General features: G+C 34.0%; 19 protein-coding genes, 1 tRNA gene and 1 pseudogene. 16 read left to right on the top strand and 5 right to left on the bottom strand.

Going from position 1 to position 21,521, the window contains the following annotated elements; genetic code table 11:
• Nucleotides 1–414 precede the first annotated feature (414 nt).
• From HNQ69_RS00775 to HNQ69_RS00740, 8 genes are all read left to right on the top strand, one after another.
• Nucleotides 415–490, top strand: a tRNA-Lys gene (locus tag HNQ69_RS00775).
• A 448-nt stretch (nucleotides 491–938) separates the two neighbouring features.
• Entirely contained in the window at nucleotides 939–1,814 is an 876-nt protein-coding gene (locus HNQ69_RS00770; protein WP_183228210.1) for a septal ring lytic transglycosylase RlpA family protein, read from the top strand.
• A gap of 337 nt (nucleotides 1,815–2,151) precedes the next feature.
• Complete coding sequence (locus tag HNQ69_RS00765) at nucleotides 2,152–3,315, top strand: D-alanyl-D-alanine carboxypeptidase family protein (RefSeq protein ID WP_183228209.1); 1,164 nt, start codon at nucleotides 2,152–2,154, stop codon at nucleotides 3,313–3,315.
• 35 nt (nucleotides 3,316–3,350) lie between these two features.
• Nucleotides 3,351–3,995, top strand: a complete 645-nt coding sequence (gene tmk, locus HNQ69_RS00760) for a dTMP kinase (protein ID WP_183228208.1) — start codon at nucleotides 3,351–3,353, stop codon at nucleotides 3,993–3,995.
• Nucleotides 3,992–5,038, top strand: coding sequence for a DNA polymerase III subunit delta' (locus HNQ69_RS00755; protein ID WP_183228207.1), 1,047 nt, complete (start codon nucleotides 3,992–3,994; stop codon nucleotides 5,036–5,038). Before tmk ends, HNQ69_RS00755 begins: the two co-directional genes overlap by 4 nt.
• A gap of 61 nt (nucleotides 5,039–5,099) precedes the next feature.
• Nucleotides 5,100–6,659, top strand: coding sequence for a methionine--tRNA ligase (gene metG / locus HNQ69_RS00750; protein ID WP_183228206.1), 1,560 nt, complete (start codon nucleotides 5,100–5,102; stop codon nucleotides 6,657–6,659).
• Complete coding sequence (locus HNQ69_RS00745; protein ID WP_183228205.1) at nucleotides 6,649–7,422, top strand: TatD family hydrolase; 774 nt, start codon at nucleotides 6,649–6,651, stop codon at nucleotides 7,420–7,422. Before metG ends, HNQ69_RS00745 begins: the two co-directional genes overlap by 11 nt.
• Nucleotides 7,423–7,432: 10 nt before the next feature.
• Nucleotides 7,433–8,251 (top strand): MBL fold metallo-hydrolase, encoded by an 819-nt coding sequence (locus tag HNQ69_RS00740; RefSeq protein WP_183228204.1) that lies wholly within the window; start codon nucleotides 7,433–7,435, stop codon nucleotides 8,249–8,251.
• Between the two features lie 733 nt (nucleotides 8,252–8,984).
• Here the strand turns inward: HNQ69_RS00740 and HNQ69_RS00735 are convergent.
• Genes HNQ69_RS00735 through pcsA form a run of 3 tightly spaced genes read right to left on the bottom strand, consistent with a single transcriptional unit; the run spans nucleotide 8,985 to nucleotide 11,276 of the window.
• Nucleotides 8,985–9,398 (bottom strand): DUF6163 family protein, encoded by a 414-nt coding sequence (locus HNQ69_RS00735; protein WP_183228203.1) that lies wholly within the window; start codon nucleotides 9,396–9,398, stop codon nucleotides 8,985–8,987.
• Nucleotides 9,395–10,441 (bottom strand): enoyl-CoA hydratase/isomerase family protein, encoded by a 1,047-nt coding sequence (locus tag HNQ69_RS00730; RefSeq protein ID WP_183228202.1) that lies wholly within the window; start codon nucleotides 10,439–10,441, stop codon nucleotides 9,395–9,397. The genes HNQ69_RS00735 and HNQ69_RS00730 overlap by 4 nt, the downstream gene beginning before the upstream one ends.
• A 34-nt stretch (nucleotides 10,442–10,475) precedes the next feature.
• Nucleotides 10,476–11,276: a phosphatidylcholine synthase gene (gene pcsA, locus HNQ69_RS00725; protein WP_183228201.1), complete on the bottom strand. Its 801-nt coding sequence runs from the start codon at nucleotides 11,274–11,276 to the stop codon at nucleotides 10,476–10,478.
• 150 nt (nucleotides 11,277–11,426) lie between these two features.
• Between pcsA and HNQ69_RS00720 the strand changes: the two genes are divergently transcribed.
• From HNQ69_RS00720 to HNQ69_RS00690, 8 genes and pseudogenes are all read left to right on the top strand, one after another.
• Nucleotides 11,427–12,653, top strand: coding sequence for a UbiH/UbiF family hydroxylase (locus HNQ69_RS00720; RefSeq protein WP_183228200.1), 1,227 nt, complete (start codon nucleotides 11,427–11,429; stop codon nucleotides 12,651–12,653).
• A 626-nt stretch (nucleotides 12,654–13,279) separates the two neighbouring features.
• A complete protein-coding gene (locus HNQ69_RS07705) occupies nucleotides 13,280–13,624 on the top strand; it encodes a hypothetical protein (protein ID WP_246348448.1) in 345 nt (114 codons plus the stop codon).
• The gene (locus HNQ69_RS00715; protein WP_183228199.1) at nucleotides 13,602–13,922 is read left to right on the top strand and encodes a hypothetical protein; all 321 of its coding nucleotides are present in this window, start codon (nucleotides 13,602–13,604) and stop codon (nucleotides 13,920–13,922) included. Before HNQ69_RS07705 ends, HNQ69_RS00715 begins: the two co-directional genes overlap by 23 nt.
• Nucleotides 13,923–14,321: 399 nt before the next feature.
• On the top strand, nucleotides 14,322–14,864 hold the full coding sequence (gene sodC, locus HNQ69_RS00710; RefSeq protein ID WP_183228198.1) for a superoxide dismutase family protein: 543 nt from the start codon (nucleotides 14,322–14,324) through the stop codon (nucleotides 14,862–14,864).
• A 1,057-nt stretch (nucleotides 14,865–15,921) separates the two neighbouring features.
• On the top strand, nucleotides 15,922–16,089 hold the full coding sequence (gene rpmG, locus HNQ69_RS00705) for a 50S ribosomal protein L33 (RefSeq protein ID WP_004864083.1): 168 nt from the start codon (nucleotides 15,922–15,924) through the stop codon (nucleotides 16,087–16,089).
• Nucleotides 16,090–16,442: 353 nt separating this feature from the next.
• Complete coding sequence (locus HNQ69_RS00700; protein WP_183228197.1) at nucleotides 16,443–17,003, top strand: thermonuclease family protein; 561 nt, start codon at nucleotides 16,443–16,445, stop codon at nucleotides 17,001–17,003.
• 30 nt (nucleotides 17,004–17,033) lie between these two features.
• Complete coding sequence (locus HNQ69_RS00695; protein WP_183228196.1) at nucleotides 17,034–17,669, top strand: uracil-DNA glycosylase family protein; 636 nt, start codon at nucleotides 17,034–17,036, stop codon at nucleotides 17,667–17,669.
• Nucleotides 17,670–17,689: 20 nt separating this feature from the next.
• Nucleotides 17,690–18,184 (top strand): annotated as a pseudogene (locus HNQ69_RS00690) (Lrp/AsnC family transcriptional regulator).
• 52 nt (nucleotides 18,185–18,236) lie between these two features.
• Here HNQ69_RS00690 and cobT read toward each other — a convergent pair.
• Complete coding sequence (gene cobT / locus HNQ69_RS00685; RefSeq protein WP_183228195.1) at nucleotides 18,237–19,226, bottom strand: nicotinate-nucleotide--dimethylbenzimidazole phosphoribosyltransferase; 990 nt, start codon at nucleotides 19,224–19,226, stop codon at nucleotides 18,237–18,239.
• Nucleotides 19,227–20,232: 1,006 nt separating this feature from the next.
• A complete protein-coding gene (gene dusA / locus HNQ69_RS00680; protein WP_183228194.1) occupies nucleotides 20,233–21,213 on the bottom strand; it encodes a tRNA dihydrouridine(20/20a) synthase DusA in 981 nt (326 codons plus the stop codon).
• Nucleotides 21,214–21,521 lie beyond the last annotated feature (308 nt).

The raw sequence follows: 21,521 nt of genomic DNA, 5'->3' as shown, positions 1-21,521 counted from the left end.
ATAAAGGGACAGTCACGTTATATTTGATAATATTTTAATTTGTATATTATTAAATAAATATACTTTTTCTTGCTATATTTTTTAAACTCAACAACAACATGTACCGTTATTTTTATTTGTTTTTATTGTTTATTAAACCCTATTTCTGATCTTTATATATGTCTTCTGCTTCCTCGATAATTTTGAAACATTCACTATTTCATATTCTAGAAACTATAATTCATTTTTATGTATCCCTTTTATTCAAGCTTAAAAAGGAAAAAAGTTTTATATACAGTGACGAAAACAAGAAAAAAAACAGAAAAATATTGATAAGTAGAATAAATAATAACATTTTTTTTCAAAAGGTGTTGACCAAATGAAAAGTCAACCGTATGTTCCATTCACTTTCTGCAAGCGAGATAGCTTGTTTGAGAGCGCGTAGCTCAGCTGGTAGAGCAACTGACTTTTAATCAGTAGGTCCAGGGTTCGAATCCCTGCGCGCTCACCATCCCTAAATGAAATCAATCGGTAAAAGTTCAGGAATTTTTATTTCTTAAAGTGGTATTTCAAAATTCCACTAAAATCATGCTAATTATTGGGCTTCTCTATTAATTGACGATTTCTTTCTGCATTAATCAGAGTGTTTTGCTGTTCCTTATGCAGCATAAACCTATTTATTCACAATTTATATTATGAGATTATATTTTTATTAAGTTATTGATTTATTTAGATTTTATGCATTACAATGCCTATATCATAGTGCATTTTTCCTGCCACAGCCAATAAAATATTAATAATATATTAATTTTTTGGTAAAGAGTGAGATTTGAGGGTACCATAAGCGCGCGAGGGAAATCATTTGAAAATGTGAACTTCTCTTATGCACGCAGAGAGTGCGGCATGTTTTTTCTGGTAACTTAATTAAAATAGCGGTAAATATTTAGGTGAGCTGAAAAATGCTTTTAAACAGCAAAAAAAAATTTCTTTCCATTCTTAACTCAACATTTCAATTTGTTTCTGTAGTAGCTGTTTCTCAGCTGTTGGTATCTTGTTGTTCAACAAAAACATCACATTTTACGTTAAGGAACTCCTGTCATAATGAAAAAACTGACATAAAGACTAGTGTTATTCCTCAAAAGAAATCAAGTGGGAAAAAGCAATCAAAAGAAAAGAGCCGTGGGCGTGCCATTGTTGGTAAACCTTACCAAATAAAAGGAAAATGGTATTATCCTCAAAATGATCCAACCTATAAACGTGTTGGAGAAGCATCATGGTATGGCTCAGATTTTCATGGGCGTTTAACCGCAAACGGTGAAGTCTATGACATGCAGCTCCTTACTGCTGCTCATCCTACAATGCCTTTACCTAGTTATGCTCGTGTTACTAATCTGAAAAATGGATCTTCTATTATTGTTAGAGTGAATGATCGTGGTCCTTTTATGAAAGATAGAATCATTGATTTATCAAAACAGGCTGCTGAAATACTTGGTTATGTAAATGCGGGCGTGGCAAATGTTAAAGTAGAATATATTTCTGAAGCACCCGTTGGCTATTATGATGGTGCTTATCTCATGGCTTCTTATACGCCGGGGGACCATACTCCATCTTCATTAACATTGGCAGAGCTTCCAAAACAAAGAGAAGACGATTTAGGGAGATTTAGTAAAGTCAGTGAAAGACATTCCGTTAAAATTTCTGTTGAACAAAAGGAGCTTGATAAAACTGTTTTAATAAAATTACCGGAAATTGGTCCGATTCTGATTAATAAGCCGATATTATTTAATCAAATAGCTTTTATAAATAAGCTAAGCGAAAAGATAAGAGTCAATTAATTAGAAATGTTTTGAAAAAGAAAGTGTTCTCTTCTTAATCCTATGTATTTTTAAGACTACAAAGTGATTTATTGTAAGATTTTTAAACGTAAGAGATTATGTTGCATAAAGTGACACTTTAAAAACAACTGCTCCTGAGTTTTGCGCACATTTAAAGCGAATCCTAAGTAAGAAATCAAAAGGTAGAGTGTAGCATATCGATTTATGCTGAGGGCACTAAACAAAAATAGAACTGTTTTTTGAGTTTGTGATGATTCTTGCTCTTTAGAAATAAACAAATCTTTTCTTATATAAGAGGATTCTTTATGCTGATTCTTTAAACGTGGGAGAATCGGCTATGCGTACAGTATTAAGGGTTTTATTTACCTTATTTTGGATGTTAACATTAGACGGAAGAGGGAGGGCACAAGATTTTCAAACTTCTGCATCGCAATTACTTTTAGTAGATAATGATACAGATACAATACTTTTTGAAAAACAAAGTAATCTTACTTTTTTTCCTGCTTCATTAGCAAAATTGATGACGGCTGAAGTTATATTTCATCAATTAAAACAAGGATTGTTAAATAGTACAGAGAAATTTAAAGTAAGTGAAAATGCTTGGCGCAAAGGTGGAGCGCCTTCTGGTACAACCACTATGTTTGCAAAAGTAAAGTCAGAAATTAGTGTTTTTGATCTTTTACGCGGTTTAATTATTGTCAATGGAAATGATGCTGCTATTGTCCTTGCTGAAGGTGTTTCGGGAAGTGAGGCTGATTTTGCAAAACTGATGAATCAGCGGGCTAAAACACTTGGATTGTCCCATAGCCATTTTGTTAATGCTACAGGGCTTCCTGAAGAGGGGCAGTTTGTAACATTGCACGATATGATCATATTAGCACGCCATATCGCCCATGAATATCACGATTATTATGCGCTTTATCGTGAACCTCACTTTACTTGGAATAATATTTTTCAACGTAATAAAAATCCTCTTATCTCTAAGGATTTTGCTATAGAAGGATTTGTTTCCGGTTATAGTGAAGCAGAAGGTTTTTCAATGGTTGTTGCCATTTATAAAAACCATCGACGTCTTTTCTTGGCAATAAATGGTTTACAGGGTGGTAAAGAGTATACGAAAGAAGTAGAACGCATTCTTCAATGGGGTATGACAGCTTTTGATCTTAAAACGATTTTTACAAAAGGAGAAACTGTTGGCTATGCTTCTGTTTATGGTGGGATGCAAAATTCTGTTCCACTTATTGTGAAAAAAACGATAAATTTTATGCTTTCAAATGAAAAAAAAATGAATGTTAAAGCAAAAATTAAATATCATGGTCCGTTGAAAGCTCCTATTATTTTAGGGCAACAAGTTGGTGTTATTCAAATTTTAGAAGATAAAAAGGTTCTTCTCGAAAAGCCAGTTTTTGCTGGAAATAATGTCCCGGAAGGAAGCTTTTTTGCAAAAGCAAAAAATGCATTCTATGAAATAACAATTGGATGGTTACGGAAATATTTATAGTACGTACTCAATAAAAGCAAAGCTAAGGTTCATACGTGTCGGGTTATTTTATTACATTTGAAGGAGGGGAGGGAGCAGGAAAAACAACGCAAATTTCTTTGCTTGCTCAGTATCTCTCTAGCAAAAGCTATGATATCGTTACAACACGAGAGCCAGGAGGAACAGCAGGTGCAGAAGCAATCCGCCATGTTTTATTATCAGGTCAGGTACAACAGTATGGTCCTTTAGTTGAAGCACTTTTATTTACAGCAGCGCGCGCCGACCACGTTAGCGAAGTTATTATGCCTGCGCTGCAAAAAGGCAAAGTCGTTTTATGCGATCGCTTCATTGATTCTACACGCGTTTATCAAGGACTCAATGATAGGATCAGTTCCTCTATTCTTTCCATTTTAGAATGTATTGCCCTCAATGGGATAATGCCTCATTTAACGTTTTTGTTAGATATTCCCGCGGCATATGGTATGGAGCGTGCAAAGGTGCGAAGAAAGCAAGCAGAAATGATTGATTATTTTGAAAAAGATAATTTGGATATTCAAGAACAAAGACGTCAAACTTTCTTGCAATTAGCAAAACAAGAGCCCCATAGATTTCGCGTGATTGATGCCACAAGTTCAGTTGAAGTTATTGCACAGAAAATAAAAAATATTTGTCATCAAGTGTTTTTGGATCAACGTCTATGAGCGATGTAAATATTTTGCGTCAATATGACGATATCGACTCAGTTTTATCACCTTCGCAAAATAACATGATATTTGGTCATGAGGCTGCGCGTCATTTTTTTACGCAAATGCGTAAGGAGGAGCGTTTACATCATGCGTTATTATTTGAAGGAGAACATGGAATTGGAAAAGCCACATTGGCTTTTCACCTTGCTTGGAATGTGTTAAGCTCTCACAAGAACGATTTTCTACAACCAAAGCATAATTCCATTACATGGCACAAAATTTCACAAGGCTGTCATCCTGGTCTTTTGCACATTTCACGTCGCTTTGATTTAAAAACACAAAAGTTCAAAACAGGTATACTCATTGATGACATCCGTGATGTTATGCATTTTTTAAACCAAACATCACAAGATAATGGATGGCGTATTATTATCGTTGATCCTGCAGAGGATATGAATAGAAGTGCAGCGAATGCAATTCTCAAAATGCTTGAGGAACCTCCTGCAAAGACTTTATTAATTCTTATCACGCACTCTCCAGGAAAATTACTCCCAACAATTCGTTCACGGTGCCAACAGATTTCTTTGCGGCCATTGCGTGATGAGGAAATGAAAAAAGCTCTTACCCATATTTTTTCCAATCAGGATTTACCTGATGAAGAAACTGTTCAAATGATTATTCAAAGGTCCAAAGGAAGTCCTCGAAAAGCGGCTTTGCTTATTTGTCATAGCGGTTTTGAAATTATTAAAACCCTTAATACTCTTTTGGAACAACCTTTTTGTAATCCAGCTGTTGTGCACACTCTTGCACAAACACTTTCTTCAGATATCCAGTTTCAACAATTTTGTGATGAAATTCTTGATAAAATTCAAAAAAGATCTATCATGCTTGTTGAAAGGGGAGCGTTAGCTCTTTCAAAAAGATGCGCTCAAGCGTGGCAGGAGATTCATCAAGCAATAGGGGAAACACAGTCATTTAATCTCGATCAAAAGCAGTTTATTGTTAATCTGCTGTTTAGAGTTCATAAGATCATTCGTGAGACTGAGCTTTTTCCGTGACAATGTAATTAACAGACGTTATGTCAGTGTATCTTTTATTGCGTTTTATAACGAGTCTGACATGCATAACACATATTACATAACAACTCCAATTTTTTATCCTAACGGCACTCCACATATTGGGCATGCCTATAGTGCGATTGCAAGCGATGTTTTGGCCCGTTTTCAAAGATTAGATGGGAAAAATGTTTTTTTTCTTTCTGGTACGGATGAGCACGGTTTAAAGATGCAACAAACAGCAGAAGTCTTAGGTATGACGCCAAAAAAACTCGCAGACCATAATAGTGCTGGGTTTCAAAAAATGCTTGTAGTTTTAAATTGTTCTAACGATGATTTTATCCGTACAACAGAAGAGCGTCATTATCAAGCTTGTCAAAAAATTTGGAACATGATGGAAGCAAATGACGATATATATCTTAGCCGTTACGCTGGTTGGTATTCTGTTCGTCAAGAAGCTTATTATGAAGAAAAGGATACTGAAGTTGGAGAAGACAATATTCGTCGCGAAAAGGAGTTAGGTTCTCCAGTTGAATGGAACGAAGAAGAAAGTTATTTCTTTAGACTTTCCCGTTATGAAAAAGCTCTTCTTGAACATTATGAAAAATACCCTGATTTTATTGCTCCAATTGAGAGACGGAACGAAGTTATAAGTTTTGTTAAATCGGGTTTAAAAGACATTTCTATTTCACGGGCAAGTTTTAATTGGGGAGTGCCTGTTCCAAATAATCCAAGGCACGTGATGTATGTCTGGGTTGATGCACTTACAAATTACCTTTCAGCAATTGGCTTTTTCGATGAAAATTCGAAAAGACGTGATTTTTGGCCAGCAAGTACGCATATTATTGGTAAAGATATTCTTCGTTTTCATGCAGTCTATTGGCCAGCTTTTTTAATGTCTGCTGGAATTGAATTACCTAAGCATATTTTTGCTCATGGTTTTTTACTTAACCGCGGTGCAAAAATGTCAAAGTCCATTGGAAACGTCGTTGATCCTTTTGAAATGGTTAATCACTACGGTCTTGATCAGGTTCGTTATTTTCTTCTTCGTGAAATACCATTTGGACAAGATGGCAGTTATAGCCATGATAGTTTTGTAAATCGCATTAATGCGGATCTTGCTAATGATCTTGGTAATTTAGCACAGCGCTCTTTATCTATGATTGCCAAAAATTGCGATGCAAAAGTCCCTTTACCAGTTGCATTTTTAGTTCAAGACGAACAGCTATTAAAACAATCTCTTCAAACGCTTGAAATTGTACGCCAAGCCATGTCTTCTTATGGCATGCATTTAGCACTTTCAGCTATTTTTTCAGTCATTGCAGATGCTAATCGTTATTTTGCCAACGAACAACCTTGGAGTTTACGGAAAAATAATCCAGAAAGATTTTCTACGGTTCTTTACATAACTGTAGAAATTTTACGGCGAATAGGAATTATGTTGTTGCCTTTTATGCCACAATCAGCAGGCAAGCTTCTTGATAGTCTTGCAATTGCTGAAGACAATCGATTATTGCATCATATCAGCCATTCAAAAATTCAAGAAGGTCTTGATCTTCCACCACCAGAACCAATCTTTCCCCGTTATATACTTAAGAAAGACGAGACTCATCATGTTGATTGATACACATTGCCACCTTGATTTTGAAGATTTTTCACAAGATTTAGGTGGTGTTATTCAGAGGGCTTTAGATGCTGATGTTAAACGTATGATAACAATTTCAACACATGTTCACAAGTTAGATAAGCTTTTAGCAATTGCGCAAACCTATGATCAAGTATTTTGCTCCGTTGGGACACATCCCAATAATGCCCGTGAAGAACAAAATATCACAGCTGAAGAACTTATTAATCTCTCGAAGCATCCTAAAATTGTTGCGTTTGGGGAATCTGGTCTTGATTATCATTATGATTATTCTACACCAGAAGAGCAAAAGAAAGTTTTTCAAGAACATATTATCGCTTCGCAAGAAACACAGCTTCCTCTTGTCATCCATTCACGCAATGCGGATTCCGATCTGGAGAAAATATTACGCGAACAGATAAAAGAAAAAGCTTTTCCATTTATACTTCATTGTTATTCATCTGGGGAAAAACTTGCTCGTACTAGCATTGAACTTGGTGGTTATATCTCTTTTTCGGGTATTCTTACTTTTAAAAATGCGCTTGAACTCCGTGAAATAGCAAAAATTGTGCCCCATCAGCATTTATTGGTTGAAACAGATGCACCATTTTTAGCACCTGTTCCTTATCGAGGCAAAACGAATGAGCCATTTTTTGTACGTTATACCGCAGCTATTTTGGCTGAAACAATTGGTTTAAGTATAGAAGAGATAGCTCATATAACAACACAAAATGCTTTTCGGTTATTTAACAAAATGAAATAAGGTAAAAGGCATGTTTGATCGGTACCGATTTACAATATTAGGCTGTGGTTCCTCTCCAGGAGTTCCGCGTCCTAATGGTGATTGGGGAGCTTGTGATCCAAATAACCCAAAAAATAAACGCTACAGAAGTTCTTTATTAGTTGAACGCATTCATACATCAGGAAAAAAAACAACTGTCGTTATTGATACTGGTCCAGATTTTAGATCACAAATGATTGATGCGCGCGTGAATCATCTTGATGCTGCACTTTATACACATTCTCACGCAGATCATATTCACGGTATTGATGATTTACGCAGTTATGCACTTGCACAAAAATGTTTAATAGATATTTATGCAGATACGTTCACATTAAAGCATTTGAAAAATGCTTTTGGATATTGTTTTGAAACACCAAAAGGCTCACCTTATTCGCCCATTTTAAAAGCGCATCTTATCAATGAAGATAGTCAATTTATAATTCAGGGGCAGGGCGGAGCAATAACCATTAATGCGCATTTACAATATCATGGTAATATTCATTCTTTAGGTTTTCGTATTGGTAACGTTGCTTATTGTACAGATGTTAGTAAATTTCCTGAAAAAACGTTACCGAAATTAACGAATTTAGATGTTTTAATTATTGAGGCTCTACAATTTAAATCTCATCCAAGCCATTTTTCTGTTGATCAAGCATTAAAATGGATAAAATATTTACAGCCAAAACAAGCCATACTCACACATATGGACAGATCACTTGATTACAATGAGGTTGTAAATTATGTTCCAGTGCACGTTAAACCTGCATATCAAGGGCTTATTTTTGAAACAGATGTATCAATCTCGTAACAGAGAGGTATTTACTGTTATGAGTAAAATAATCGATAGAAAAATTAAAAAATAATATATATCTAAAAAAATAATCAACATAATCATCCATTTTATAGAATAGCAGTAAATATTTTAATAAAATTATATCTTAGCTAACTATAAGATAATTTAATATCATTCATAATAAAAAATATTATGAAATTATTTTAATTTTATAGAAAAACATAATATATAAAAAATAAAATTTAAATAATAATATTGTAAAATAATTATTTATGTATTTTTTATTAATTATAATATAATACGCTTTATTATGATAAATTACTTTATTTAAAAAAATATTGAAAAATTTTATATTATTATAAATTAATACAGTCATTTTATTATAGATTATATTATATGCTTTTTAATTTAATTAATATTGATTAAAATTAAAATTTTGATGATATATAAAGCAATTTATCAAATTTTTGCCATAATTTTGTTTTAAAAGAGAAATATGCGTCATAAATATGATTAACGTGTATAAAGTAGGATTTTTTTTAGAATTATTGAGCTTTTATTTTTTCTAGATCATATTATCGCATAATATATATTATGGAACTAAAATAAAGGGACTTATATCATGATGGTAGCAGCAATGTGGGGTACGTTATCAACATTAATATGGTTGTTTTCAATGCCTATAAAAAGTAATTGGGATTTTTGGTGGGTGCCATTTATGTAAACAAAAAATCAAGAAATGATGTCTCTATCTAAGTAAACTAGGTGGAGACATTAGCATCATGATAATTTGTAGTGTTATAAAAACTAAAAATAGGATTCCATGAAATAACGGTACAAGCGGTTGGTAAATGAAATCAGCATAATAAATTGTCATTGCGAATGCCTCGATAAATGCTGCAAGGCACCACAGAATAACTCCCCACAGTGAATACATCCAAAGTCCAGTTAAAGCGATCGGATAAACAATAGCCAATGTGGCTGATACAAATTGCCAATGCCATGGCATAAGATCAAAACGCCATAAGACGCTTGGAAATATGCCGACAAGACGTATCCAATAAAAAATACTTAAACCTAAGCAAATGAGTGCCAAAAATCGTAAATAATAATTATAAATTAAATTGATTTTCGAAATCTGTTTTTGAGGACTAGTGTTCAAAATAATAATTCTTTTTCAACAGGTTGGAAGTAATAATTTACCATTTCATCGGTTACATTTGAAAGTTTATTCGGCTGCCATTTAGGTGTTTTGTCCTTATCAATTAACATTGCACGTACCCCTTCACGGAAATCATGTGAATTAATCATATGATGTGCAATGCGGTTTTCAATTTTTATACAATCTTCGAAAGTTTGAGATAAATTTTGTTTCATTTGTTTCCAGATAACTTTTAGACTTGTCGGAGAACGTGCCTGCAAAATACCATAACACTCTTTGGCAAATAAAATGCCTTCATTGCTTTTTTTATGAAGTCCTTCAATACATTCTTCCAGCGTGTGTGTACCAAAGCAAGTGCTGATAAGACAGCGTATTTCATGCTTTGTTTCATAATCTTTTGTGATTGCTCGTTCATCTAAAGCTAATTTAGGATTTCCTTGTTCGATAATAGCTTTTCTAATGTATTTTAATTCAATTTCAGGAACAGCATGTGTTGCTAACCTTAAATTTAAGCAATCTCCCCATTTTATGTGTGCACCAGTCAATGCAAGATAAATTCCGAAGTGATCGGGAAGAAATGGTAAGAAAAAACTTGCACCAACATCTGGAAAAAAACCAATAGCGCTTTCTGGCATAGCAAAGAGTGTATTTTCTGTAACAATTCGATGTGAACCGTATATAGAAATACCTACCCCTCCTCCCATACAAATACCGTTCAAGAACGAAATATAAGGTTTTGGGAAACGTCTAATAGAAGCATTTAAACGATATTCATCGCTGAAATATTGATAAGAAGAGTCCTTTTTTCCCATATGGTAGATTTCCACAACATCTCCACCAGCACAGAAAGCACGTCCCTCCCCTTCAACTAAGACGCAAGAAATATCATCATCTTTTTCCCATATATTCAAAGCTTTTTTAAAAGCGGAAACCATTCGTTGATTAAGAGCATTTAATGCGGAAGGGCGTGTAAGCTTTATAATGCCAGCACGTCTTTCTTTTATAAAAGAAATGTCATCTCCTGCCCCAAAATCAATTTGCATCTTATAGCTTTCCTAAAGTATTTGTTTTGTCTTATTATTTTTTTGCTCCCAATTGAGGAAATAGTTGCATAATAGCACCAATACAATAGATATAAATGCCTGTTACTGAAATTCCTATCTTAACCCAAGAGGGAGCGCTCAGTTGGTAAAAAAAAGCGGCAACACCAAAGAAGCACCATAAAAGAAAAATTGGGAAATTGAGCCACCGTAAACGGATAACTCTTACTGGATGAATAAAATAAATTGGTAAAAAAGATATGATTGCCGATAAAACAATAATGATAAAAGAGAGCCATTCTCCTGGTCTTACTACAAAAAGCATGAAAACCATCATATTCCAAACTACAGGAAACCCTTTAAAAAAATTTTCTTTGGTTTTCATTCCAGTATCTGCATAGTAGATAGCTGATGAAATGACAATAATAGCACTCAATAAAAATGATAATCCTACCCCCATCAAACCACTTTGGTAAAGTGCAAAAGCCGGAATTAAGACGTAGGTTACGTAGTCAATGATATTATCCAAGAGTTCCCCAGACCATGTGGGCAGTACGTATTTAACATCAAGTTTGCGCGCAATTGGCCCGTCAATTCCATCAACAAGAAGTGCAAGCCCAAGCCAGCAAAACATAGCAGTCCACTCTTTTTGAGACGCCGATATAAGAGAAAGAAATGCTAAAAACGAACCAGAAGCTGTTAATAAGTGGACAGAAAAGGCCTTTGCTTGTGGCATTGTTACTTTTTTATGGCGCAATAGATCAGCATTCGTTTTGATTTTTTTTGTTAGCTTGCGTTTCAAAGTTTTCTTATCCTCGTTTCTAAAGTGTTTATCCATCTACAAGTACGCCATTCATATCCATGATATGATTCATCGTAAAAAAAAATCATAAAAAGGTTACTTTTTTATATCGCATTATTTTTAAATAATATAATAGAAAAACTTCTTATAATAACAAAGAGATATTTTATAAAGGCTCAAGTAGTTGTGACGTTTAAAACAAAACAGCATAAAGATATTGCTATTATTGGTGCAGGTCCAGTTGGTATGTTAGCAGCGCTTAGTCTTGCACATAAGAGTTACTCTGTCTTTCTTATTGGTCCACATGCTCATACAGATGAATTACGAACAACTGCTCTTATGATGCCAGCAATACGTACGCTTCAAAAACTCAACATTTGGAACATTCTCAAATGTCATGCAGCAGCTTTATCTTTTATTAGAATCATAGATATTACCTCTAGGATTGTGCGTGCTCCTACTGTGAATTTTTGTTCTGCTGAAATTGGTGAAGAGGCTTTTGGTTATAACATACCGAATGTAGACTTGAACAATGCTTTAATCGAATCCGTTACACAGACGCCCAATATTGTAAGACTTGTTTCTTCAGCAAAATCTTTTCATTATCAAGAAAACCATGTATGTATTACTCTTGTAGATGATCGAGTTATTCAAACTTCGCTTGTTGTTGCTGCTGATGGACGCCACTCTCTAACACGAGCAGCAGCGGGCATTGGTGTAAAACAGTGGAATTATCCACAAAAAGCACTTGTTCTCAATTTTTCTCATGATTTTTCTCATAAAAATACCTCAACTGAATTTCATACAGAACAGGGTCCTTTTACACAAGTTCCTCTACCAGGGAAAAGATCTAGTCTTGTATGGGTTGTTAGCCCTTCTCGCGCTGAAAAATTATTGAATATGGAAGCAAAAACAATTGCAAAAGTAATCGAAGATCAGATGCAATCAATGCTTGGAACATTAACATTAGAAACACCAATTCAAGTATGGCCACTTTCAGGACTTATTGCTCATCATTTTGCTGCCAATAGAACGATTTTAGTGGGGGAAGCAGCTCATGTGTTTCCTCCTATTGGAGCACAGGGATTGAATTTAGGATTCCGTGATGTTCAAGCTTTAATTGATATTCTACCAGGGAAAATATCCGATTTTAATTCTCAAATGATTGTCGCACATTATAATCGATGTCGCCAACCTGATATATGGATCCGGAGTGGAGCTGTTCATACGCTCAACTCTGTTTTACTTTCCAATATGCTGCCTGTCCATATCATGCGAAGCGTTGGGCTTGGATTATTACGTAATTGCTCGCCATTACGTAATTTATTTATGCGAAAAGGAATGTACCCCGATTACGGGTTTAAAGAAATTATGCAAATATTTCCAACCAAAACGCCTAAAAAATACCATTAATATAATAAAAAAGGCTGCTTGCAAGAAGATAAAATAATGAGCAACAATAAAAACAAGTACGCATCATGATATCTTATGATCAATGTTGATTAAAGCATTGTTTAACTCTACATAAAGCCAAATAAATAGAGATTTGTGCAAAGAGTGCCATTGTTATACAGCAGGTCTAATTTTCATCATTTTATTACACATTTAAGCTTTAACATTGTTTTAGTTTTAACACAATTTTGGCTTTTTTACAAAAATATATTAAGAAACACACATTTCCTTGAATTGGAATAATGATAATATTTATATAAAAAGGAGCTTATTACATAAAAAGCTCTTTTTAGAAGCACTGCTTATGAAAATTTTTTAAAATCTGGAATATAAGATGTCAAGGATACATTGCCTATAAGAGCCATACCAATTTTGACAAAATAAAACACTAGAACAGTGTGTCAAGAAATGATGACTGCGTCAATTTTTCTTATATAAGAAAACAGAGAAAAAAAACGATTTTAGTGAATCAATATAAATTTTTAAAAATTTGTTTCATTAAGTATAATACTAAAAATAAAATAGTCTTTGGAACCTGTGAACAATACAAAGGTTAATAGAGTATTGTTTCAACAGATGGTGACAAGATGAGACTAAGTAAGATTTTGAAATCAAGCGTTTTTTTTATGATACTTATGTGTCTCTCATCTGTCGTCACGTCTTCAATGGGTAATTTTTTTTATGCTCCCTATTGTCAAGCTTCTGTATATAGCTTCACCAAAGATATTAGTAAACCAGGCCAAAACTCATTTACTGCTTCGCAAATTAGAAAGTGTTTCATGCAAAACGGTTTCACGAATATTAAACGATTGCGTTTAGATGATAAAGGTATTTGGCGTGCGTTAGTAGAATTTAAAAAGTGTCATTTTTTCATATCAGTTGACTATTCTGGAACTGTTAGCATTCAAAATGAAAGAAAAAAGTGTGATTGATTTTAAAACTTATAGCAATGTTGCTTCTAATAGAAGTGAAAGAACTTTTTTAAAAAAAATCTGTCATTTTATTAAGGAGCCCACTCTTATTGGAATTTTAAATGGTGGTGTATCAGGAGCAATCGCAGCAATTCTTGCAACTTATGGTTATATTGCTCTACCAGGATTTGGCCCGATTATCGCAATGGGTATAAGTATAGCATTTTCTACTGGAACGATAATTGGTGCGATGATCGGATCAATAATGGGTATTTTGGTCGGTATATTTTGTGTTTTTATGAGAGATTTATATACATGACTCTAGTTAATCTCTCTTATAAATTTTATAATAAAGAAGAACTTGTATCGTTTAACTTTTCTCATGAAAAAGATAATCAATATATTCTGATTTTATAAAATTCCATGTACTCTTATGGATGAAGCACTGACTAAACTATCACAAAGTTTCTTCTTTAATATACTTCAAAAAAATCTGCTTTTTAGAAGTATTCCTTGAAAAGAGAGAGCCGAAACATAACTACATAAATATCACTCAAATAAAATCTGTCTTATTTTAAGAGAGAAGAGAACGTTTAGATACGCTGAGAGGGATATAAAGAGAGGCTTTTAGGAGTCTCTATAGAGTTGTTTCTATTAATAATACTCTCTCGGGAGAGTATTATTTACTAAATTTTAGGAAAAATATAAAAGGTGCTGTATGAATAAAATTTTCTTCCCCTTCTTGACTTCATTAATATTTTTAACTTGTGATGCTGCTGCATTAGCAAAATCTATGCAAGTAAAGGTTTATGAGCTAAAAAAGAACGGTGCAAACAAACCCATTGGCATAATTAAAATTGAAGAAAATACATATGGTTTGATTTTCGTGCCAAATTTGTCGAATTTACCAGAAGGCCTGCACGGTTTTCATGTGCATGAAAATCCTTCATGCGATATGAAAGATGGTGTAATTGGCGGTGCTGCAGGTGGGCACTATGATCCACACCATACCAATAAACATCTTGGACCTTATAATACTCATGGTCACTTGGGTGATTTACCTGCACTTTATGTTGATGATAAAGGAAAATCAACAATGAGCGTTCTTGCTCCGCGAATTAAAAAACTTTCAGAGATTAAAGGGCGCTCGTTAATAATTCACTTGGGAGGAGATAATCACTCAGATCAGCCATTATCGCTTGGCGGAGGTGGTGCGCGTTTAGCATGTGGTATTATTGGGAAGCCTATCAAAAGCTATTAAACTCTCTTGATATTTTTTTGTAAAAGATAAAGAGTCTCTTTTTTATTTTTCAGAATTCGTAATCAAAAGTTTTTTCTGATAACGACTACATCTAACATTGTGCAATTATAAAAGTGTTAAGTTTAAGCTGATAATCAATCAATACATTCTCTAATGTCCGCATCATAAGGCAAATAAAAGTAGAAAAGCGGCCATTAGAGATGAAGTTTTACAAAAAATAAATAGAGTATAATGGGCTCAACCTCTTTTACTGATAACAATAGTTGTCATGGATTGTCAGATCAATTTTTACATACATAGAACTGGTTCCTTGAATATCATTGCCTTCAATAATAGTTTTTATCGAGTGCATATTCTGAAAGCATGGCACATGTTATTCACGACGAATGATCTTCTGTTTCTATAAACCTTTTTGAAACAGTGAAGGTGCAAAAAAGTCACAATCATGGAATTCGCGAGTGCCTTGCCAGTTTATGCTTTTAGAAACACCATTTTGATCAGTCTCTTTCTTAATGATTGCTTGTTTCAAACGAAAATAATCTAAGGAGTAGCCAATTTCACCAAATTTAATCATAGTCTATTGACAGTCATTTTAGGGAAAAACACACACTTGATAATATTTTTCTCTTAATCCTTATTTATCAGCATTATAAGCGATTATGTTAAAGGACCTAAGTATTTACGAGCTCTGGTGTTTGCTCTCTTTCTTCTTGGTAGCGTATCTTCTGGCCTTTCTACAGTATGATACTTACACACTTATGCATATGCCTTAAAAGGCATATGCATAAGTTGCTTTTTTCTATGAAATCGATAATATGTTCATTGGGCTAACCATTGTTATGCAGGTCATAGATATCTTTAAACCATCTATTTTTTCAGCAGTAATAGTTGTTTTTTGGGCTTATATGTTATTTCAATATTTATGCAAATCATGAAAAATCAATCAACTCTTGACTTTTGTTAAAACATCCGTACTTTTGCCGAAAAATCTGATACATCGAAAATAAATTTTGATAGCAAGATGATATCGTTTTCAGTATAAATAGGATTTCTAATTATGGCTAAAGCAGCAACCATTAAGATCAAGCTTTTATCAACTGCAGATACTGGTTTTTTTTACGTAACAAAGAAAAACAGCCGTACGATGACAGACAAAATGAGCAAACGTAAATATGATCCAGTTGTAAAAAAACACGTTGAATTTAAAGAAACAAAAATTAAATAATGGAGTCGATTATTTAATTAATAGATTTTGCAACCGAAAGTACATACAGTTTTATCACTCTTCAAGTTTTTTGTGAGGAGTGTTTTTGTTTATTTTAAGTTTATAAAAATAGTGTATCCTTGATTTGTGTGCTTTGTACAGCCTTAGATGAGGTTAATTTATCTTTTGATTGCCTTTCTGCATCGTGTATCATAAATCCTATCAATATATTAATCTGATTTGTTTTGATATGTAGCTGAAATATAAGATTGCAATTAAATATAATAGCAGTTTCCTCATCATAGTGAGGTCAATTTTTTGCGAAGAGTATAAGAGCTTATCACTAAATTAAGCATATTATAGTAGCATTTTTTATGAAAAAAAAATCTTGTTCTAATATAAGTAGCTTTAACCTGAAGGTTATTGGTTTTAGTATTTTTATCGCTGCTGCTATTCTTATCGCTATAATAGTTTATTTTAATCAGACTCAAACATATCCTAAAAAGACAGCGGCTACTTCCAAAGTATCAATTAAAGGAAATGCATTTGTTATTGATGGCGATTCAATCATGATTTCTTCTATCACAATCCGGCTTTTAGGGATTGACGCTCCTGAGCTTCACCAATTTTGTGGTAAAAAGGATTCACGTTATCCATGTGGACTTGAGGCCAAAAAACATTTAAAACAACTCATAGCAAATCATCCTGTTACATGTCACTTGTATAAAAACGACCAATACCACCGCATCCTTGCAACATGTAAAACAAAAAAAGTCAGCAATATTAATGCAACGCTTGTACGCAATGGTTGGGCTGTCAGTTACTATGATTATCCTGAAGAAGAGAAAGAAGCCAGAAAGAAAAAAAAAGGAATATGGCAATCCTATTTCCAACGACCGAGAGAATGGCGAAGAGCACATTCTCAAACAGAATAAGAAAAATATCCTTTAATCTCCTATTTGCTAATGAAGAAACTACCCTGTAGCCCAATTATCGAACTTGAAAAGAAAATTTATTCCTGTCGTATTTGTATCCAACAACCACTTTATTTTCCTCCTCTTGCTCATGAACCAAAACCCGTCGTTTATTTATCCGATACGGCTTCGATTGCAATTGCAGGTCAAGCACCAGGATTACGTGTTCATGAAACTTCTATTCCTTTTAATGATCGTTCTGGAGAAAGATTGCGTTATTGGTTAAATGTCACAAAAGAAGAATTTTATAATAGATCCCTCTTTGCTATTGTTCCTATGGGATTTTGTTTTCCAGGGTATGACGAAAATAAATCTGATTTGCCACCAAGACGTGAATGTCGTGAAATATGGCATGAGAAAGTATTTCAAGCGATGCCACAAATAAAGCTTGTTCTTGCTGTTGGAAGTTATGCTCAAAAATGGCATATTACCGATTTAAAATATAAAACCGTTTCAGAAACCGTCAGCGATTGGAGAAATATTCTTTCAATACGTCAACCTCGAGGCTATAACGTTATGCCTTTGCCTCATCCATCGTGGCGAAATACTTCTTGGCTACAAAAAAATCCATGGTTTAGCGATGAGCTTATTGTGTATCTGCGTAATTTAGTACGTAAATTTTTATAAATTGAATATTGAGAAAAAACATGGATCGTCTTGATCGAAAAATTTTATATATTTTGCAAGAAATATGTGACACTCTCCGTCGCTGATATTGCTAAAAAAGTTGGACTTTCAACCACACCTTGCTGATGCAGAATTCAAAAACTTGAAGAAGATGGTGTTATTCAACGTCGTGTTGCGGTTCTTTCCCCAGAAAAAGTAAATGCACATGTCACTGTTTTTATTTCTATTCGTACGAATACACACAACCATGAATGTGGTTTAAACGTTTTTCAAATATTGTACGAAAATTCTCTGAAGTTATTGAATTTTATCGAATGAGTGGAGATATTGATTATTTATTGCGTATTGTCGTTCCCAATATTGAAGCTTACGATCTTTTTTATAAGAAATTAATTGCTAAAATTAATATCCACGACGTCTCCTCTTCTTTCGCAATCGAACAGATAAAATACACAACAGGACTTCCACTTAATTATATAAAGTTGCACGAAAAATCGGGTGAACAAAACTCTTAAAGGATTCTTTCAATCTTTTAATAGGCTATCACCTTTAGGTGATAAAAGCTTATTATTCGAAAATCGCCATTTGTGTGTGTGTTAAAATCGCAGCTTTGACAATACCAGCTGCTATAGCTGCTCCTGTCCCTTCACCAAGACGTATTCCCAGATCTAAAAGCGGTTCTTTCTCAATTTTTTCTAAAAGTTTACGATGTACCGATTCAGAAAAAACATGTCCAATAAGAGTATGATCAAGAGCTCTTGGATGCATCTTATAAAGTACCGCTGCTGCTGCTGTTGCTACAAAACCATCTAAAATAACCGGAATTTTTTCCATTCTCGCCGCTAAAATGGCACCAACCATAGCAGCAATTTCACGTCCTCCTAGACGACGCATGATTTCAAACGGATCATCAAAATGGTCCTTATGTAACGAAACCGCTGCCTTAATCGCTGCTATTTTACGCTGATAGAATTCCCCTTCAGATCCCACACCCCTTCCTGTCCATTCTTCAACTTTTCCACCAAACAATGCCAAACATAAAGCTGAAGCTATCGTTGTGTTGCCGATTCCCATTTCACCTATACACAAGAGATCTGTTCCACCAGCGATAGATTCCATTCCAAATGCCATCGTAGCAGCTGCACTACGCTCATCCATTGCCGCATCTTTGGTAATATTCATTGTGGGATATTCCAGTGCCAAATCAAATATTTTCAATCCAAGATCATAAGCTATACAAATTTGATTAATTGCAGCACAACCAGAAGCAAAATTTTGTACCATCTTTTGCGTCATCGATTGGGGAAAAGGTGTAATATTTTCATCTGTGATACCATGATTTCCAGAAAAAATGGCAACCAATGGCCGCTTTATGACAGGTTTTTCTACACCTCTCCACCCTGCATACCAAATTGCGATATCTCCCAATTTTCCTAATGCTCCTTGAGCTTTTGTTAATTTTATTTGCCGTTTTTTTGCCAAAGCTACAGAAAATTCATCAGCAACAGGTAAGTTCGTGAATAAAGCACGAAAATCATCAAATGGACTAACGGTCATAAAGATACCTTTTCAAATCTACAATATGTCATTAGAATCTGGTCATATACACAGGATATGAATAATTTGTTGGTTTTTTAAAAGCTGCATTTTAAAAAGATCAAAATATTTTTAGAAAAATTATTCATGCACTCTAATTATTTATAGCAAATGGCTATTTTAAGTTTTTATATATTATCATCAAAGTATTATAATATTTTATTATATTAATTTATTAGCATCTTTCTATATTAGGTAGTATTGACCAAAATACTATAGAGTACAAATCTCTTCTTCATGATAAAGGCGACAATTTTTTAAAGTTCAAAAGTGTAGAAAAAGAGTAAGCTGTGAAGGAAATTTATTATTGTCATTGCAACCTGAATGAGAATTCCGAACAGAGTGTAAGTAAGATTTTCTCATTTTAAGCTCTCTTATTCTTATAATGAATCTTCTTATAATGAATCAATAAGACGGTTAAGAAAGAAGTAAATATCTTTCTCATGAACCGTCGTCTATAAATGTAAGAATAGCCACAAACATTGGGGGATGGAAAATAGAACGATGGAGTCAGATTATACCATCATAAGTATAAATGATAGTGTTACACAATCGGTATTATATTATACCCTTCGATGCTACTGTAAATTTTGAGTAACAAGAAACATCTTTTTTTAAAAATAATGAATGTCCTGAAATAGCGTGCTATTTTTATAAGGGGTATACTCCCTTAAAAAACGCGATAAACAAAAACATGAACCCTATAACTTATCACCATAATAAAAAGATATTGCTGTAGATACTTTTAAAAGTTGTAAAACCGAATTCAAAGATGACGGAAAAGATAAAAGCTGGTTTTCTACCTTTCCACTTTTATGTTTTCCAAATTAGGTTATATGCTCATTTCAGAAAGAAATAAAATATATATGCGCACTATTTTTGCCCTAATGTGGTTTGCTGAAAGTCTTATGCAGAAATGAAATTTGGGAAAATCTCTTCAACATACATTAATCTGTAAAGCTTGTTGTTAAGTGAGAGCAGAAAAAGCTTCTTTCAAAACACGGACACTTGCATCTGTTTTTATTGCATCATTTGATAATATTTGTCTCCATCGACGTGCCCCACCCCGACTATGAAACAAACCAATCATGTGACGTGTTATATGAGCAAGACGCCCTCCTGATGCGATATGTTGAGCAGCATAATCACACATCGCTTCAATAAGATTACTATCGCTAAAATCACTCTGTTGCTCACCATATATTTCAGAATCAATATGCTTTAACAAAGCTGGATCATGATAAACCTGCCGACCAACCATAGCAGCATTACATAAAATCAAATGCTTTTTTATCTCATAAATAGATTTAATTCCACCATTTAATCCAATGAATTTATGAGGATATTTCTGTTTTAATTTATAAACCCTTTCATAATTAAGTGGAGGAATATCACGATTTTCTTTCGGGCTTAATCCTTGTAACCATGCTTTGCGTGCATGTACCCAAAGTGCATCACACCCAGCATTCCAAACTTGATCAGCTAAAAGATCTAAAGCTAATTCTTCATCCTGCTCGTCCACACCAACACGACATTTAACAGTTACAGGTACGCTAACGACTTGTTTCATCGCTTCTACAGCTTGTGCTACAATGTTGGGATGGAGCATCAAACAAGCACCGAAGACCCCGGCCTGAACACGACTTGATGGACAACCAACATTGAGATTTATTTCGTCATAACCAAAATCTTCAGCGATTCGCGCAGCCTCTGCCAATTTTTGGGGATCACTCCCCCCTAATTGCAATGCAATTGGATGCTCTTGATGATTCAAAGCTAACAGTTGTTCACGAACACCATAGATTACAGCATCGGCTACAATCATTTCGGTATAAAGTAGTGCCTTTTTTGTTAAAAGACGATAAAAAAACCTACAATGCCGATCTGTCCAGCCCAACATCGGTGCCACCGCAAATTTTACCGGTGATGGAAGACTATAAAATATCATAAGAGCATCACTTTCAGATCACCATGAAGCATATTCATACATACTAAAATCTCCACTTTTTTCTACTTCACAGAAAGTTTTATTCTCTTTACTATCACTGAAAGATATAAGAGACACATACTCTCGAGTTATCTTTTTCAAAAGACCTAAAGTTCTGTCAAAACTAATAAAGGAAAAACACTATAATACTGTTTATAACGGAACAACTTGCGGATATATAATCACGCAATTGGTTCTGTAAAAGATCAAATTGTAACATAAAAGTTTGTTTGAATCGTTTTTCTTACTGTTCTTCAAAGCTTATTTCT

This window comes from Bartonella callosciuri (genome assembly GCF_014203215.1).
Taxonomy (GTDB): domain Bacteria; phylum Pseudomonadota; class Alphaproteobacteria; order Rhizobiales; family Rhizobiaceae; genus Bartonella; species Bartonella callosciuri.
This window is presented reverse-complemented; position numbering and strand designations above follow the sequence as displayed.